The sequence below is a fragment of the Moraxella tetraodonis genome (genome assembly GCF_022359095.1).
GTDB classification, from domain to species: domain Bacteria; phylum Pseudomonadota; class Gammaproteobacteria; order Pseudomonadales; family Moraxellaceae; genus Faucicola; species Faucicola tetraodonis.
The window spans coordinates 931,512-948,457 of sequence record NZ_JACSYB010000001.1 but is presented as its reverse complement, the minus strand read 5'-3'; the positions used below and the strand labels follow the sequence as shown (position 1 = coordinate 948,457).

The window sequence follows — 16,946 nt, the reverse complement described above, 5'->3', positions numbered from 1 at the left end:
CTCAAAAAATACACAGCAGCACTAGCTTCGCTGAATCTATGTTAGGGAATTTGACGTCGCTAATACCTAATCTCAGTGCTGCCAATAAAAAACGATTAGATACTCTCTAGCCATTTTTTATTCAAGGAAAAACTTAAAATGAATAAAATTCATTATTTTTAAATTTTAATTCGTTTTCATTCATCTTCATTTTAGCGTATAACTGTCTTTGTACTTTTAGCAGTGACGATTTTTAGTAATCGTAGGGTGCTAGAAGAAAAATTTTTTTGCGCGACTGTTACGGAGACTATAGACATGACTTTACCGATTGATTGTCATATCAAAACCATTGCATTTGATGAAAACTACCAACCTGCCAAAGATACCAGGCTGACTACCAACTTTGCCAATCTGGCACGGGGTGAACACCGCGAGCAAAACTTACGCAATACCCTACAAATGATTAACCATCGATTTAATGACTTGGCACATTGGGACAATGTGACTGGCGACCGCTATCAGGTCGAGCTTGAGATTGTGTCTGCCAATCTTGAGATAGCGGGTACGGGAGACAGCTTTCCGGCTATTGAGATTTTAAAAACCGTTATCTTTGACACCCAGACCCAGCAGCGAATCGATGGCATTGTGGGGAACAGTTTTTCTTCCTATGTGCGCGATTATGACTTTAGTGTATGGCTGTTGGCGCATAACAAAAACCAGCCATCGTTTAGCGTGCCCGAGCGCTTTGGGGATTTGCATGGCAAGTTGTTTGAGTATGTGTTGAACTCGCCTGCCTATCGTGAGCAATTTAACAAACCCCCGGTGATTTGTCTCAGTGTATCGACCACTAAGACCTACACCCGAACCGCCAATTGTCATCCGATTTTGGGCACTGAATATGTACAAGACGCGTATTCGCTGACAGATGAGTACTTTAGCAAAATGGGGTTATCGGTGCGTTATTTTATGCCGCCAAAATCAGTGGCGCCTTTTGCATTTTATTTTAAAGGTGATTTGCTCAATGACTACACCAACCTTGAGCTTATCAGCGCGATTAGCACGATGGAAACGTTCCAAAAAATCTATCGTCCTGAGATTTATAACGCCAATACCGTGGCAGGTCAAAGTTATCAACCCAGTTTAAATCATGAGGATTATTCACTGACCAAAATCGAGTATGACCGTGAAGAACGTAGCCAACTAGCGATTCAACAAGGTCAATACACAGAAACCCACTTTATCAAACCCTACCAAACCTTATTACAAAACTGGTTAAATTCCCAAGTCGCTTAATAAGTAGCTTAATAAGTCGCTTAAGCAGTTTTGCTAACACCAAACAATTAAAGAGAAAACAATGACGACACTTTTTCCAACATCAACGGCAGGTAGCCTGCCTAAACCAAGCTGGCTTGCTGAACCTGAACAACTTTGGTCACCTTGGAAGCTGACAGACAGCGCGCTTGTCCAAGGCAAACAAGACGCTTTATTAGTATCATTGCAGCAGCAACTAGCGGCAGGCATTGATATTGTCAGTGATGGCGAGCAAACCCGCCAACATTTTGTCACCACCTTTATTGAGCATCTAGATGGGGTTGATTTTGCCAATCGCGCTACGGTAAAAATTCGCAATCGCTATGAAGCGAGTGTGCCGACTGTGGTGGGTGCGGTGTCGCGCCCGCAATCGGTATTTGCTGAGGACGCCAAGTTTTTACATCAGCACACAGACAAACCTATCAAATGGGCGCTACCTGGACCCATGACTATGATTGATACCCTCAGTGACCAATACTACGGCAGCCGTGAAAAACTGGCTTGGGAATTTGCCACCCTACTCAACCAAGAAGCCAAAGAACTCGAGGCGGCAGGGGTTGATATTATTCAATTTGATGAGCCTGCCTTTAATGTATTTTTTGATGAAGTTAATGATTGGGGCATTGCGGCACTCGAACGTGCCATCGAAGGGTTGAAATGTGACACTGCCGTCCATATCTGTTATGGTTATGGTATCAAAGCCAATACTGATTGGAAACAAACCTTGGGCAGTGAATGGCGACAGTATGAAGCCATCTTCCCCAAACTACAACAATCGGCGATTGATATGGTGTCGCTAGAATGTCACAATTCGCGCGTACCGATGGAACTTATCGAATTGATTCGTGGCAAAAAAGTGATGGTGGGCGCGATTGATGTGGCGACGCATCAGATAGAAACGCCTGAGCAAGTGGCAGCAACGCTGCATAAAGCCTTGCAGTTTGTGGATGCCGAAAATTTGTACCCTTGTACCAATTGCGGGATGGCGCCGCTCCCCCGTCATGTGGCACAAGCCAAGCTGTTTGCCTTAGCACAAGGCGCCAAGCTCATCCGAAATGACTATTTAGCCACGCATCAATTGGACGACCTAATAATTTAAAAAGTACTTTGGAAAAAACAATGGTTGACGTTACTGATTTTAGAAATGCCATGTCGATGTTATCGGCTGCGGTCAATGTGGTCACTACCGATGGCCCTGCGGGTCGTCATGGCTTTACTGCATCGGCGGTGTGCAGTGTAACCGATACCCCACCGACCTTGCTTGTATGCATGAATACCGCCTCACGCTCGTATGAATATTTCGTGCAAAACAAGGTATTGGCAGTGAATGTGCTGGCCGACCATCATGCACCATTATCTGCGGTTTTTGCCTCCAAACTTGAAGCGCAAGCGCGCTTTGAGCATGGCACATGGCATACCTTGATGACCCAATCACCGATTTTGGACAATGCCTTGGCGAGCTTTGATTGCCAAATCGAGCAAATCCAGGAAGTCGGCACACACGGGATTTTTATTTGTCGTATCGAAGCCATACAACAAGGCAAAGACCAGACAGGCTTGGTGTATTTTAATCGTGAATACCATGCCGTCAATAAAATTAAAGTCGAAACGCCCAACCAACCATAATGCCAAGCACAGAGTCAGATTTTGTACAATCCAAGCGAATTAATGCTAAAGTAGTCACTCATATCGATAGTTACAGAATTTAGGATGAGTGATGGCGATTATTAAGTCTTTGCTGGACACGGATTTATACAAATTTACCATGCTCCAAGTGGTACTACACAAGTTTCCACAGACGCATAGCGTATATGCGTTTCGCTGTCGCAACCTTGAAGACACCGCCTATCCCCTATCAACGCTACTCGATGAAGTCAATGCCGAGCTCGATGCGCTTTGTGAACTACGCTTTACAGCTGATGAGCTGCAATACCTTCGTGGTCTGCGCTTTATCAAAAGTGATTTTGTTGATTATCTGGAATTATTTCAACTCAAACGGCGTTTTATCAAAGCGACCCTTGATGCCGAAGGTCGGTTAGACATTCGTATTGAAGGCCCGATGATTCAAGCGATGATGTTTGAAATCTTTGTGTTGGCGATTGTCAATGAACTGTATTTTAGTCGCCTTGACCAGCAATCGGCTTGGCAAGTCGGTGAACAACGGCTAAACGATAAACTGCTACTGTTACAAGATTATCGTCGCCAAATGGCGGCTTATGACGTCCCGTTTTTGGTATCAGATTTTGGTACGCGTCGACGTTATAGTGTCGCTTGGCAAGAACAAGTGATTGAGCGGTTGATGGCAGTGCCGGAAATATTTCGCGGTACGAGCAATGTGTATTTTGCCAAACAGTTCGATATCACCCCAATTGGCACAATGGCTCATGAATTTCTGCAAGCCTTTCAGGCGCTCGATGTGCGCTTGCGTAATTTCCAAAAAGCGGCACTCGAAGCTTGGGTTCAAGAATATCGAGGAGACTTAGGTATTGCATTGACAGACGTGGTCGGAATGGATGCCTTTTTGCGCGATTTTGACTTGTATTTTGCCAAGCTATTTGATGGACTGCGTCATGACAGTGGTGACCCGTATGAATGGGGCGAAAAAGCCTACGCGCACTACCAACAACTCAAAATCAACCCAAAAACCAAAATGTTAAATTTTAGCGATGGGTTGACGCTGCAGAAGGCGTGGGCACTGTACTTGCATTTTAACGACCGTTTTCAACTAGGGTTTGGTATCGGGACTCACCTGACCAATGATATGGGGCAAACACCGCTCAACATCGTCCTTAAACTGGTTGAATGTAACGGGCAATCGGTTGCCAAAATATCCGACAGCCCGGGCAAAACCATGACCGACAACGATACCTTTTTGGCATATCTGCGCCAAGTATTTGATATCGCTGAGTAAAATTCCTAAAGCGCTAACTGCAAAAACCAATAAGCTAAATCAGCGCGTTCAATCTCACGCCCAATCATGGCAATGTATGCCATGAATTTGGACGATTGAACTATTATTTATTGCACATCAATACACCAATATTTGGTAGTCACATAGTCTTCAATCCCATACTTTGAGCCTTCACGCCCAAAACCGGATTGTTTGACACCCCCAAATGGTGCAACTTCGGTTGATAACAGCCCGGTGTTTTGGGCGACCATACCATATTCGAGTCCTTCACACACTTTCCACGAGCGCGCAACGCTTTGGGTATAAAAATACGCCGCTAGTCCATAAATCGTGTTATTGGCATGAGCAATCACTTCATCATCGCTATCAAACACAAACACGGGCGCAATCGGACCAAAAATCTCTTGGCTGGCAATGTCCATGTCATCGGTAATTCCCGTGATAACAGTTGGCTCAAAACTTAACGCCGATGCTGCATGTTTTTTACCCCCAGTTACAATTGTCGCGCCTTTGTTGACCGCATCTGCAAGTAACTGCTCGACTTTGTCCAGTGCGCCTTGGTTGATGAGCGGACCGATATTTACACCCTCTGTCATACCATTACCGACTTTTAGTGCTTCGACTTTTTGTTTGAAGATGGCTAAAAATTTGTCTTTGATACTTGATTGCACATAGACGCGGTTTGCACAGACACAGGTTTGTCCGGCATTGCGGTATTTGGAAGCGATAAGACCGGTTGCTGCTTTTTCTAAATCCGCATCATCAAAGACGATAAAGGGGGCGTTGCCACCAAGCTCCATCGAAAGTTTTTTGACGGTGGATGCGCATTGTGACATCAGCACGCGACCAACTTCAGTAGAGCCAGTGAATGACAATTTGTGGATACGTTCATCTTGGGTGAGCACTTCGCCAATGACGGATGACTTGCCGGTGACGATTTGTAGCAAGCCTGCAGGTAAGCCTGCTCGTATGGCAAGTTCGCCCAGTGCTAATGCGGTCAATGGTGTTTCAGTGGCAGGTTTGACAATTATGCTGCAGCCAGCGGCTAATGCCGGTGCCACTTTACGGGTAATCATGGCGGCGGGGAAATTCCACGGGGTAATCGCCGCACAGACACCGATGGGTTGTTTTAACACCACGTAGCGTAGGTCTTTGTTGGTGCTAGGGATGACATCGCCATAGATGCGTTTACCTTCTTCGGCAAACCAGCGGATAAAGCTATTGGCATAGCCGATTTCACCGCGCGATTCGGTGATTGGCTTGCCTTGCTCAGCGGTCATGATGGTTGCTAAGTCTTCTTTATTTTGGTCGATTAAATCTGCCCAGTTGTTTAAAATAGCTGCGCGCTCGTTGGCGGTTTTTTGTGCCCAGTCTATTTGCGCTTTGTGGGCAATGGCGACGGCGTCGACGACTTGGGATTTTTCTAGGCTGGGTATGGTGGCAATCACTTGGTTGTCAAATGGATTGGTGACATCAATGGTAGTACGATCCGTTGCATCTAACCATTGGTTGTCAATGAGGGATTGGGTTTTGAGTAAGGTTGGGTCTTTAAGTGGTAGCATCAGGATGTCCTGTTCGTTATGTTGTTATGAGGATATTGTAAACTTTTTTATGATAAGCAGGTCAATGCCGTTTATTATAAGCGGATAGCATCTGTCGGCAATAGCGTCATTATGTTGCAGCAGCTGTCTAGGCAGTAAAAATTGCAACAAAGACTGGATAGAAAATTGTATAAATAATTGCATAGAAACACAAACCGAGTCGGTTACCTCAACTCGGTTGTGATTCTTTCATCGCATTTGAGGCTAGTGGCTCAGCAGCGGTATGCCTTTGATTGCATGCGTCTGTGAAAATTGCGGCTGCTTAAAAGTTTTTTTTGGAAATTTTTCTCACTGCGCTTTTGGCAAATGCCGCTGCATAAAATCATTGACCTTATTAAAGGTGGGATAAAAAGACTGTAACGGTGTTGCCAAACCAATGACGACGCCTGCATGAGTGGCAGGAACTTGCACCCGTTCCACGTTGCCGCCTGCTTGGGTCAGCGCTTTTTGTAGGCTATCAGCATTTTGTGGGTAGACAAGCATATCTTTACTACCTGTCACCAACAAATGTGGGGGTACATCTTGGCGGATATGATACACAGGCATCACTTGCTGGCGGGTACTATCAGCTGGAAAGGCAACTTTGGTAGTACCGTTACGAAAATCGTAATCATAGGGCCCTGCTAGTCCAATCACGCCTAATATTGCCTTGTTGGGAATGCCGGTGGTTTTCCAAAAACGGTTATCATCCACCGCAGATACCACATTAAACGCCCCTGCCGAATGCCCCATGACAAACAGCTGATTAGGATTGCCGCCATATTGGTCAATATTGCGATACACCCAACCCATGGCGCTGGCTGTATCGAGCACATAATCTGGGAATACGTTTGCAGGGGCTAAGCGATAATCCACCACCACTGTGGTGTAGCCCGACTTGGCAAACTGCTTACCGACAAAGCCATAGGTTTGGCGTTTGCCATGTTGCCAGCTGCCCCCGTATACAAATATCAACACAGGGTGACGCTGACCGTCTGCCGGGGTATAAATATCGAGTTGTTGGCGGGTATCTGTGCCATAGGCAATATTTTTTGTGGTTTTAATACCATTTGATACTGTGCTAGTGCTATCAGCTTTTGCGGCGATTGGTGCGTTTTTTGTCGCCATGGCCTGACAGCCTGTCAAACTTAACCCCACAAGGGCTATAACCGCAGCAGCTCCAAGTTTGTATTTATTCAAGCGGACGGTGGCGGATGGCGGGTTTTTTGAAGCGTAGGTCAATGAATTTGGCATAGGTTTCTCTTTGTTAAGGGTTTCTCTTTTTTAAGCAATTAAGTTTTTAAGTCAGAACGTTAAATTTGAAATGATTAAATATTTATGTAAGAAAATGTCTTTTTGTTAAGTATAATCGCTTATAAGCGTTAATCAAATGCCCGCTGTAGTGAATTGGTAACAGCGGTAACCTTATGTTGGATATCGTTATGTGTGATGCCATTTATTATTTAACCTACACCAGTAAAATCACCTTACTAGGCGCGATTAATCCGTTTACTTTCAAAACTATCGAGCGGATTTCTAGGCAATACAATCATACCCAACACATCACGGGATTTTTGCTATTTAAAAATGGGCATTTTTTTCAATACTTGGAAGGGGATAAGGCATTGGTCACTCACCTGTACCAAGATTTACTTAAAGATTATCGCCATAAAAATTTAAAAATAATTACCGAGGGTTATCGGGAGCAGCCGCGGTTCAAAAAATGGGATATGTACTGTATTGACATTGATAAGGATGTGAATAATTTATCCATTAGCCGACTATTTCAAGCGTTTACCCCAACCTATTGGCAGTCATCGGAAGTAAACGAGCTAATCACAGATATGCAAACACAGCACCATAAAAATAATTAAATTTTTTACCCTAAAAAAATTTATAAACTTTAATTTATTTTTGTATGAATTAAGGGTTATACTTTAGTTTTAATAAAAAATGCTAAATTAATCATAACATTAAAAAATTATTATGCTACACTCAAAGTAACATATAAAGAGTATGGCTGAGGAGTTCTACGATGATGTCTCCCCCTACTTACTACCTGACTTATACCAGTTCGCTTACTTGGTCAGCCGCTTTAAAGCCCAGCACATTTACCCAGATTTATCACAGTGCCAGAGATAATAATCAAAAAACAGGCATCATGGGTTTTATCCTATTCAAAGATGGTCGCTTTCTGCATTTTATGGAAGGTAGTGAAATGTATATAGCGAATTTGTACCTCGCTATCACCCATGATAAACGCCACCATAAAATTCATCTTATCCATCAAGGTACCACCCCTGCTAAACGCTTTAAGCAATGCGATATGCTATGTGTGACACCCGGCATATCCCATACAGTCCCGGTAATTAGCGAGCTGTTAGCAAAGTTTGAAACCTACCAATGGCAGACCGAACAGGTCGAGCAATTACTCAATGACATGGTCGCATTCTATGAGCGCGATGATGCTGATATTGCCCCCTACCAAGTCAAAACAGGAAGCTATATCGGCGCCATCATCAAACACCATGTCAAAAAACACCTTTTTTTCACGCTTACTGTCATCACGGTGCCATGGTTGGTGATATTTATGTTGTTAATTGAGCTGTAGATTTTTGCCAATCTGATAGTAAAAAAGGCTAACCATCAAACGTTGCGCAAGGTAACGATGGGCTTTTTAAACTCAATTTTTCCGTTGCCTTTATGGGGTATTTGGTAATCGTCACTGTTGGTTTGTACCCTATCGCGTTAATCAACGTTTGCTATTAGTTAATCAATGTTTGCTATTAATAGTTGCTTTTTAAGAACAATAAACTGATGAGAAACATAACTAGTATCAGCAGTTGAATGATTAAATATTTTTTATTCTGCCGCATAAAGCGGCGATAAACCACCGAGAAAAAACTGCCTGTTTGGGGTGTCATGCCAAGCAAATGGTTTTTTGCCATTAGTGACATCACCTCATGTACGTGAGCTTGGCTCCAATGATAAATATCAAAGTCGTACACCATATCTGGAAGATTAAGCAGTTCAAGGGTTTGGGTTTTTTCATCCATGTTATAACAATTCATCAGCCATTGCTGATAATAGCGTTTTTCTAACTGTCCCTGGTCTAACACCACTATCTCTTTATGTCGTCGGTCTTGCTTTATGGTGTTAAATAATTGTTCACATACCGCTTTTTGACCTTCAATATACTGCAAAAATTTGCCATCCTTAAACAATAAAAACCCCGTAATATGATGGTGTTGATTGTTGGACTGGGCTTGCTCGCGAATATCAGTGAATAAATTGTGGTCAAAAATTTGGGTCAAATTTATTTTACTGGCGTAAACATAATACTGAATTTGATGATTCATGACATTTTCCGAAAATTTGTGAGGGAAGCCAGTTGCAATAAATTTTCATCGGTTAAAAAAAGCTTAACCTTATAAAACCTATAATTAGTTTCATAAAATTAAGCTAGAATACAGCATCAAGCGCAGTGCTAAAATGGACTTGGAACTTGCCATTTAGCATCTTTAGGTCTGCATAAAAATTGTACTATGATACTGTCAATCCGTAGTATTTTATATAAATGGCATTCTACATAAATTTTTCAACCAAAGATACGTCAAACTTAGCTTTGGTAATCTTGTTTGCCTGCGCCAAAGCCATATCTGCATCCGTAGGTCCCGCCCATTGACACGCTTGCTGATAAAATAACGATAAGATAGTTCTAAATCCTGCTGTATCCGCATCGGTCAAGGACATTGTCAACGCATTTTGTTTATCGCCACCAAAAAACTGATCAAAAAAGTGAATCATGGTTAAAGTTAAAGCCTGATTGGTTTCTGCCTTGCGACCTAATAGCCCAAAACCACGGGATTTTGATGAGTTATGATGCTGATGAATCGTCTGCTTGACACTGTCTAAAATTTGGCTGCCCAATAATGGTGAAAATTGCGCCGTAAAACTATCAATCAGTAACTCAAAGGCGGCTATTTGGCTAGATATTGGTTTAGATATTGAGTCAGGTTTTTGGTTAGCGATAGCTAATTGACTGGATGATGGGTAAGTAACTGGGCTATTTTGCCCCAAATTAGGGATATCATGGGTCATCGATTGGGGGTTGGCTGCACCCATTTGGTAATCACTCAGCGCTTTCATCAAACTTCGACGGATATTTGAGCGATATTGTTTGGTTTCGTTGTCTTGCGTAATTTCATGGACAAAACGCTGGATTTGGTAAGGCGTAATATCGGCATAATCTTTATGAAAGATGTCCATGGCTTTACGTATATCAGCATCTTTTAAAAACGGTGTTAACGCAGATTTGATAGTAGCTTCTTTGTTCATGACGGTGCCAAATATTTAAAGTTAATAAAAGTACAATTGACGCAAATGACTGTGGTGGGTCGGGTACCTGTAACGACAGAGCAGACAGGCACCGCAAAAATTTAAAACTAGTGCCGCTCAGTTAGCGTTTGCTGACTAAATAAGCTCTCTTGGAATTCAGGGTAAGCCCCTTCGGCATGTTCGGTAAAGTCGAGCCCGCGTTGCTCATGCTGTGCAAGTACCCGAAGACCGATGGTTTTTTCAATCACAAAATACACCACCATACCCAGTCCAAATGACCAGACAAACATTGCCCCGATGCCCATCAGCTGTACGATGATACGCTGGGTGCTGAATAAATCACCTTCATAAAACAGCCCTGCTGCCAGCGTACCCCACACACCGCCGCCCACATGCACGGCAACGGCATACACCGCATCATCCATTTGAACATTATCCAACAACCGCTTCACCGCCAAATACGCCAAACATGCACCCACACCGGTAACAATCGCATACACAGGCGACATGGTCGCACAGCCTGCGGTAATAGCGACCAACCCTGCAAGGCTGATATTGACCGTATCACTCAATAAAATCGCCTTACGCATCACCCCTGAAATCAGCAGATAAGCCGTCACCGCACTCACCCCTGCTAGGTGGGTATTTAGCATGATTTTGCCCAAATTACCTGAGCTGGTCAGTGTAGAACCTGCGTTAAATCCAAACCACGCTAACCATAGAATAAAGCCGCCCAAGGTGACAAGCGTGAGATTATGACCGGCAATCAAACGCGGCGTGCCATCAGGGCCAAAGCGACCAATACGCGGTCCAAGGACGATAATACCCGCGAGCGCTAACCACCCACCGACAGAGTGCACCACCGAAGAGCCGGCAAAATCAATAAATCCAAGCTCGGTGAGCCAGCCTTGACCGCCATAATAGCCGCCCCATGCCCAACTTGCTACGACTGGATAAATCAATCCGCAAGTCATCAACGTACCAATCAGATACCCTGAAAATTTAATGCGCTCCGCCATCGCACCACTGGCAATGGTGGCGGCGGTGGAAGCAAACATCATCTGAAAAAACAAATGTGCCCATTGCATATTGCTAAGCTGTTCTGGTAAAAACTCGCTTTGGCCCACGTAACCTGTGGGGTTGTTGCCTGCCATCAAACCATAGCCCAAGATATAAAAAATTAACCCGCCAATCGCCATGTCGGTGTAGTTTTTCATCAACACATTCACGGTATTTTTACTACGCACTGAGCCTGCTTCAATGAGCGCAAAGCCCGCCTGCATAAAGAACACCAGCAAACCACCAATAACTACCCACATCACATTTTGGTAGTCATATAGCTGCTCATTGGTGGGCGTCGCAGCGTACACCGAGGAATGTTGATAAAAAACCATCACGGATAATAGCCATTTATAGGCTTTCTTAAACCGTTTACTGGTATGCCGTTGAACCGTATTGTTTAATTTTCTCATGAAGCTTTTGCCCTTATGCTCTTATGCCCTCGATAAAAAACTATCGCTCAAGTATTAATCAGTTTTGCCAAGACAGGGAATGCAAATTGTGTACCAAATAAGAAAATGATTAAAAAATAGCGGGTTTTGAAAATGCATAAAAAAGCGCTTTAAGCCGTGATGACTTAAAGCGCTAATGGTTGAGGTTGATGGCTATAAGGACTCGTTATCTGAAGTCTTACCTGTTTTATGGATATCTTCAGTGGGATTGCCTTCTGTCACCGTACCATCATTGGTGGGATTATCGTCCTTAGCTTTTGGATTAAAAGCTTTATTACGCGCATCGGCATTTTCAAGCCACAGCGCGTTTAAAATCGCCAATAATACCGCAAACCCCAATCCTAATATCCACGCAAAATACCACATTGTGTTCTCCTATTAAGTTGCCTTGATTTGGGTCAGTAAAGTGAATGCTCTTGCTCTCGAACATAAGCCTTGGTCACTTTACCGCGCATCACGCTATATGCCCAGCTGGTGTAACCTACAATCATCGGTAATAACACCACCACGACAAACAACATAATCATCAAGGTGAGATGACTCGATACACTGTCCCAAACCGTCAAGCTTGAACGTGGGTCGCTAGAGGATGGCATGACAAACGGAAACAGCGCCACACCTGCGGTCATAATCACACTAAGCACAGCAATACTGGAGGCAATAAATGCGGTCAAGGTTTTACGCGCTTTTAACAATATCGCCGTGACAAGCGGCATGATGACACCAAGCACAGGGAATGCCCATGCAAGCGGATACTGATGATAATTTGCCATCCATGCGCCCGCTTGACGCGTCACCTCTTTATTGAGCACATTTGGCAAGGCTTGGGGGTCAATGTGGCTGGTGATATGATAGCCGTCAATCGATTGTATCCATACTCCCGCGAGCACAAACAGCACCGCCATCACCATACTACTGATAGCAGCGTAGTTAAGGGTACGATTTTGTACCTCATCAAGGGTGCGATGCGCCAAATACGCTCCCCCTTGCATAATCAACATAGACGCACTGATTAAGCCACACAGTAGGGCAAATGGATTAAGCAATGCCCAAAATGAGCCTGTGTAAGTCGATACCAAATGGTTGTTAAAACTAAAGGGGACGCCTAAAAACAAATTACCAAATGCCACGCCAAACACCACAGCCGGGATAAATGAACCGACAAACAACCCCCAGTCCCACGCTTTGCGCCAGGTTGGATTGTGTATCATACTGCGATATTTAAACCCCACCGGGCGGAAAAATAACGCCCATAACACTGCCATCAACGCCCAATAAAAACCGCTAAAGGCAGTGGCGTACACCATCGGCCATGCCGCAAAAATCGCGCCACCTGCCGTGATAAACCATACTTGGTTACCCTCCCAGTGCGGACCAATGGTATTGATAATCACCCGCCGCTCTTCATCATCTTTGCCGACAAAAGGCAGTAACGAACACACGCCCATATCATGCCCATCCATGATAGCAAACCCAATGAGCAGCGCACCGACTAATAACCACCAAATAATTTTGAGTGTTTCATAATCAAACAACATGATTCACCTCGGCTGTATCATGGGGCAAATTTAATGCAGGACTCACATGAACCTTGTGAGTATCTTCGCCGTAGTATTTGCCTGTACCTAGACTTGCGGGTCCTTTACGGGCATATTTCACCATCAAGTACATTTCAATCATCAGCAGCACCGTATAAAAACCAACAAATCCCGCCAGCGAGGCATACACATTCGCCACGCTAATGTTGGAGACTGAAAAATAGGTCGGTAACATGCCATAAATCGTCCAAGGTTGACGCCCATACTCGGCAACAAACCAACCAAATTCCGCAGCAAGCCAAGGCGCAGGCAGCATCAATAATGCCCAACGTAACAGCCAAGGTTTTTGGATAAAGTTGCCTTTGACACTTGACCAAAGACTAATAGTAAACAATGCCAACAATAAAAAACCCAAGCCCACCATGGCACGAAATGACCAAAACATCGGAATAATAGGTGGAATAGTGGCATCGGTGGCCTGTTTAATCATTGCAGGCGTGGCTTTGCTGACATCTGGCGAATAGCGTTTGAGCAATAACCCAAAGCCCAAGTCTTTTTTTACCTTTTCAAACTCCGCCACTGTGACAGGATTTGGGGTTGAACCTGGGGGCGCACTGCGTAATTGATCCAGTAGTACCACCGCTTTTTGACCATTAATGATGCGTTTTTCATTGATGATTTTGATGTCATGGATGCCCAAAATCGGGGTATCTAGTGAGCGCGTCCCAATCAAGCCCATCACATACGGAATTTGTACTGCCCAGTTATTTTTTTGCTCGGCTTGGTTGATATCTGCAATCAAATTAAAACTGGCAGGCGCAGGCTCGGTTTCCCACATCGCCTCTATCGCTGCCATTTTGGTTTGCTGTGCCAAGCCAATAGAATAACCCGACTCATCACCCAGCACGATGGTGCTACAAATTGACGCAAAACCAAATGCCGCCGCGACTTGAAAGCTGCGTTTGGCAAATTCGACATCGCGTTTTTTGAGCAGATACCACGCTGAGATGGCAAGCACAAAGGTCGCCCCCACCGTATAGCCGGCAGAGACGGTATGCACAAATTTGTTTTGCGCCTCAGGGTTAAATAATACTGCCGCAAAATCGGTCATTTCCATGCGCATGGTTTGGTAATTAAACTCCGCGCCAACCGGATTTTGCATCCACCCATTGGCAATCAAAATCCACAACGCGGATAGATTGGTACCCAGCGCCATCAACATAGTCACCAGTAAATGCTGTCCGCGTGACAGTCTATCCCAACCAAAGAAAAACAGTCCAACCATGGTTGATTCTAAAAAAAATGCCATCAAGCCTTCAATGGCAAGCGGCGCCCCAAAAATATCGCCGACATATTGTGAGTAATATGCCCAGTTGGTACCAAACTGGAATTCCATGGTGATGCCTGTGGTGACGCCCAAGGCAAAGTTGATGCCAAACAGTTTGCCCCAAAAACGCGTCATGTCCTTCCACACTTCTTTGCCTGTCATCACGTACATGGATTCCATGATGACCAGCAGCCACACCATGCCCAGTGTGAGTGGCACAAATAAAAAATGATATAACGCCGTGACTGCAAACTGCAGACGGGAAATATCGACGAGATGTTCTGTTATCATGTTGACTCCTTGGTTTGACAACCAATTCAGATGTCAATTACCCTCATGCGTGGTTAAAAAAGGGTAATGTTTTTATTTACAAACATTATATAAATCTATAAATTATTTGTCATGCGGCATAATGTCGCACCTGACTACAAAATACTAGGATTAGTATGGCGTTGCTGCTACCATTTTCTCATACCCTGTCAAAAATGGTGATAATTGAATAAGTGATAGTTTATGTGTCTTTTGAAGGTAATCGTTTAAAGTGGCTCGGTCGTTCATCGCTTTACTTATTTAATTGTCTTTTATATGGCTTTTTATATGCCTTTATCAAGGTTTTATCAACCCTCATTGGTGGGCACGGTGTTTACACTTTTTTGTCTCATTGCCTTGATGAACATGATTTGTAATACCTAACCTGCGTTTGATACGCTATGATATGTCCACTGATCTTGTCATTACTGTTAACCAACCATGTCTGAAACTTCTGCTGTCAACCAAACCCTTCGTCACTATGCCGCTATGGCAAAGCGACCGATTTATATGGCATGGGGACTGTCAGTTGTGTCCACGCTGGTATTGATTGTGCAGTCTTGGCTGATTGCGGTCATCTTTGCAAATTGGTTAACGCAAATCGCCCATCACCGCCCTGCCACTGACGTATTTTTTGATTATCTGCCGTGGCTCATAGGGTGTCTGTTGCTACGTCCTTTACTGCATTTTTGCAAAGACCAGCTGGCCTTAGACGCAGGGCTACAAGTAGCCAGCATCCTGCGAAAAACGCTACTTGAAAAACTGGCACAAGTAGGTGCAGCGCGCGACCAGTATGGCAGTGATGGTGGGCTTGCCAGTATGGTGATTGAGCAATGTGACGCCTTAACGGGCTATGTCAGCCGTTTTTATCTGCAGCGACTGATTGTGGTGACCACGCCTATCATGCTATTAGTCGCCGCTGCGACCCAAAGCTGGATAGCGACGCTGATTTTACTACTAACTGCACCGCTAGTCCCTGTATTTATGGTATTAATTGGTCATGCCACCGCCCGTAAAAGTCGGCAACAATTTGCCGCGATGGCACAGCTAAGCGGGCGATTTTTGGATTGGTTACGTGGTACAGCGACACTGCAACGGCTGGATGCTGTTGGGCACGCCAGTCAAGATATCGATGCTTCAGCCGAAGCCTACCGTATGCGCACCATGTCGGTGCTCAAAATTGCGTTTTTAAACACCGCAGCGCTAGAACTGTTAGCCGCGCTGTCGATTGCGCTACTTGCCGTGTATTTGGGTTTTGGTTTAATCGGTATTTTACCCTGGCAAAAAAACACGGTGCCTGTGCCTTACCAGTCGGCGCTATTTTTGCTGCTGTTGGCACCCGAATTTTATGCCCCGCTACGTCAGTTGGGCGCGGATTATCATGTTAAAGCGCAAGCGGAAGGTGCGATTGCTGAATTATCACCGTTGTTAGCGTTTGCGTCAGCGGAAAAAACAAAAGCTAACCCCTTTATATTAACTGCGCCCCCTGCCATTGACGCAGATAATATTTGGGTCAATCATCAGCAGCGCACACGGCTCGCGCCGTTAAGTTTCGCTATTGCCGCAGGGGAACGATTAGCGATTGTCGGTCAAAGTGGCAGCGGCAAATCCACCCTATTGCAAATTTTTTTGGGTTTTTGTGCCTACCAAGGCGATATTTTTATTGACAACCAAAATTTTAACACCATCAATTCCACGCAATTTCGCCACCAAATCGCCTATTTGTCACAGCAAACCATGCTACTGCCGATGAGTATCGCCGATAATTTGCGCCTGCCAAACCCAACCGCCAGTAATGACAAACTATGGCAAATTCTTGCGCAAGTGGGGTTAAAACCTTTGATAAAGGCACTGCCAAATCAGCTAGATACTCAGTTAGGTGAGCGTGGTAGCGGCTTGTCGGGTGGACAGCAGCGACGACTGGCAATAGCCCAGTTACTGTTGCAAGACGCGCAGCTTTGGCTACTCGATGAACCCACTGAGCATTTAGATAGTGATACCGCAGCCGAGATTAATGCGCTATTACAACAAGTGACGAGGGGTAAAACCGTGTTATGGGTGACGCACGATGCCACAAACCTGCCTTGGCTGGATCGGCAAATAAGCCTTGATATTGCATCTACTTTGGCGAAGGCGTAACGG

General features: G+C 44.6%; 15 protein-coding genes. 7 read left to right on the top strand and 8 right to left on the bottom strand.

The window, feature by feature from the left end:
- Positions 1-294: 294 nt before the first annotated feature.
- The 4 genes from H9W84_RS04290 to pncB all read left to right on the top strand — a co-directional run bounded on the left by H9W84_RS04290 (position 295) and on the right by pncB (position 4,201).
- Complete coding sequence (locus H9W84_RS04290) at positions 295-1,272, top strand: DUF1852 domain-containing protein (protein WP_239741876.1); 978 nt, start codon at positions 295-297, stop codon at positions 1,270-1,272.
- Between the two features lie 61 nt (positions 1,273-1,333).
- Positions 1,334-2,389 carry a methionine synthase gene (locus H9W84_RS04285; protein WP_239741874.1) on the top strand — a complete coding sequence of 352 codons (1,056 nt, stop codon included), beginning with the start codon at positions 1,334-1,336 and terminating at the stop codon, positions 2,387-2,389.
- Between the two features lie 20 nt (positions 2,390-2,409).
- Positions 2,410-2,916 carry a flavin reductase gene (locus H9W84_RS04280; RefSeq protein ID WP_007116291.1) on the top strand — a complete coding sequence of 169 codons (507 nt, stop codon included), beginning with the start codon at positions 2,410-2,412 and terminating at the stop codon, positions 2,914-2,916.
- 91 nt (positions 2,917-3,007) lie between these two features.
- Positions 3,008-4,201: a nicotinate phosphoribosyltransferase gene (gene pncB / locus H9W84_RS04275; protein WP_239741871.1), complete on the top strand. Its 1,194-nt coding sequence runs from the start codon at positions 3,008-3,010 to the stop codon at positions 4,199-4,201.
- A 107-nt stretch (positions 4,202-4,308) separates the two neighbouring features.
- On the opposite strand, the gene H9W84_RS04270 is transcribed toward pncB, so the two are convergent.
- Positions 4,309-5,763: an NAD-dependent succinate-semialdehyde dehydrogenase gene (locus H9W84_RS04270; protein ID WP_239741869.1), complete on the bottom strand. Its 1,455-nt coding sequence runs from the start codon at positions 5,761-5,763 to the stop codon at positions 4,309-4,311.
- A 327-nt stretch (positions 5,764-6,090) separates the two neighbouring features.
- Positions 6,091-7,035, bottom strand: coding sequence for an alpha/beta hydrolase (locus tag H9W84_RS04265; protein ID WP_239741866.1), 945 nt, complete (start codon positions 7,033-7,035; stop codon positions 6,091-6,093).
- Positions 7,036-7,223: 188 nt separating this feature from the next.
- On the opposite strand from H9W84_RS04265, the gene H9W84_RS04260 reads away from it, so the two are divergent.
- Together H9W84_RS04260 and H9W84_RS04255 are read left to right on the top strand one after the other, a co-directional pair.
- On the top strand, positions 7,224-7,655 hold the full coding sequence (locus H9W84_RS04260) for a BLUF domain-containing protein (protein ID WP_175405713.1): 432 nt from the start codon (positions 7,224-7,226) through the stop codon (positions 7,653-7,655).
- Positions 7,656-7,816: 161 nt separating this feature from the next.
- Positions 7,817-8,392 (top strand): BLUF domain-containing protein, encoded by a 576-nt coding sequence (locus tag H9W84_RS04255; protein ID WP_239741865.1) that lies wholly within the window; start codon positions 7,817-7,819, stop codon positions 8,390-8,392.
- Between the two features lie 175 nt (positions 8,393-8,567).
- Here H9W84_RS04255 and H9W84_RS04250 read toward each other — a convergent pair whose 3' ends face one another.
- From H9W84_RS04250 to H9W84_RS04225, 6 genes are all read right to left on the bottom strand, one after another.
- Positions 8,568-9,140, bottom strand: coding sequence for a BLUF domain-containing protein (locus H9W84_RS04250; protein ID WP_239741863.1), 573 nt, complete (start codon positions 9,138-9,140; stop codon positions 8,568-8,570).
- Positions 9,141-9,366: 226 nt separating this feature from the next.
- Entirely contained in the window at positions 9,367-10,119 is a 753-nt protein-coding gene (locus H9W84_RS04245) for a hypothetical protein (RefSeq protein ID WP_239741860.1), read from the bottom strand.
- A gap of 107 nt (positions 10,120-10,226) precedes the next feature.
- The gene (locus H9W84_RS04240) at positions 10,227-11,513 is read right to left on the bottom strand and encodes an ammonium transporter (RefSeq protein WP_420846664.1); all 1,287 of its coding nucleotides are present in this window, start codon (positions 11,511-11,513) and stop codon (positions 10,227-10,229) included.
- Positions 11,514-11,783: 270 nt separating this feature from the next.
- On the bottom strand, positions 11,784-11,996 hold the full coding sequence (gene cydX / locus H9W84_RS12235) for a cytochrome bd-I oxidase subunit CydX (protein WP_007116301.1): 213 nt from the start codon (positions 11,994-11,996) through the stop codon (positions 11,784-11,786).
- Positions 11,997-12,028: 32 nt separating this feature from the next.
- Positions 12,029-13,165 carry a cytochrome d ubiquinol oxidase subunit II gene (cydB, locus tag H9W84_RS04230; protein WP_239743649.1) on the bottom strand — a complete coding sequence of 379 codons (1,137 nt, stop codon included), beginning with the start codon at positions 13,163-13,165 and terminating at the stop codon, positions 12,029-12,031.
- A complete protein-coding gene (locus tag H9W84_RS04225) occupies positions 13,158-14,786 on the bottom strand; it encodes a cytochrome ubiquinol oxidase subunit I (RefSeq protein WP_239741856.1) in 1,629 nt (542 codons plus the stop codon). Before H9W84_RS04225 ends, cydB begins: the two co-directional genes overlap by 8 nt.
- Before the next feature lie 459 nt (positions 14,787-15,245).
- Here H9W84_RS04225 and cydD point away from each other — a divergent pair, with 459 nt between their 5' ends.
- Complete coding sequence (gene cydD / locus H9W84_RS04220) at positions 15,246-16,943, top strand: thiol reductant ABC exporter subunit CydD (protein ID WP_239741855.1); 1,698 nt, start codon at positions 15,246-15,248, stop codon at positions 16,941-16,943.
- Positions 16,944-16,946 lie beyond the last annotated feature (3 nt).

Bases quoted from the DNA above. Each gene is read 5' to 3' on its own strand.
- H9W84_RS04255 (WP_239741865.1), top strand. From the start codon at position 7,817: ATGATGTCTCCCCCTACTTACTACCTGACTTATACCAGTTCGCTTACT.
- pncB (WP_239741871.1), top strand. From the start codon at position 3,008: ATGGCGATTATTAAGTCTTTGCTGGACACGGATTTATACAAATTTACC.
- H9W84_RS04245 (WP_239741860.1), bottom strand. From the start codon at position 10,119: ATGAACAAAGAAGCTACTATCAAATCTGCGTTAACACCGTTTTTAAAA.
- cydD (WP_239741855.1), top strand. From the start codon at position 15,246: ATGTCTGAAACTTCTGCTGTCAACCAAACCCTTCGTCACTATGCCGCT.
- H9W84_RS04270 (WP_239741869.1), bottom strand. From the start codon at position 5,763: ATGCTACCACTTAAAGACCCAACCTTACTCAAAACCCAATCCCTCATT.
- cydX (WP_007116301.1), bottom strand. From the start codon at position 11,996: ATGTGGTATTTTGCGTGGATATTAGGATTGGGGTTTGCGGTATTATTG.
- H9W84_RS04290 (WP_239741876.1), top strand. From the start codon at position 295: ATGACTTTACCGATTGATTGTCATATCAAAACCATTGCATTTGATGAA.
- H9W84_RS04240 (WP_420846664.1), bottom strand. From the start codon at position 11,513: ATGGTTTTTTATCAACATTCCTCGGTGTACGCTGCGACGCCCACCAAT.
- H9W84_RS04285 (WP_239741874.1), top strand. From the start codon at position 1,334: ATGACGACACTTTTTCCAACATCAACGGCAGGTAGCCTGCCTAAACCA.
- H9W84_RS04280 (WP_007116291.1), top strand. From the start codon at position 2,410: ATGGTTGACGTTACTGATTTTAGAAATGCCATGTCGATGTTATCGGCT.
- H9W84_RS04265 (WP_239741866.1), bottom strand. From the start codon at position 7,035: ATGCCAAATTCATTGACCTACGCTTCAAAAAACCCGCCATCCGCCACC.
- H9W84_RS04260 (WP_175405713.1), top strand. From the start codon at position 7,224: ATGTGTGATGCCATTTATTATTTAACCTACACCAGTAAAATCACCTTA.
- H9W84_RS04225 (WP_239741856.1), bottom strand. From the start codon at position 14,786: ATGATAACAGAACATCTCGTCGATATTTCCCGTCTGCAGTTTGCAGTC.
- H9W84_RS04250 (WP_239741863.1), bottom strand. From the start codon at position 9,140: ATGAATCATCAAATTCAGTATTATGTTTACGCCAGTAAAATAAATTTG.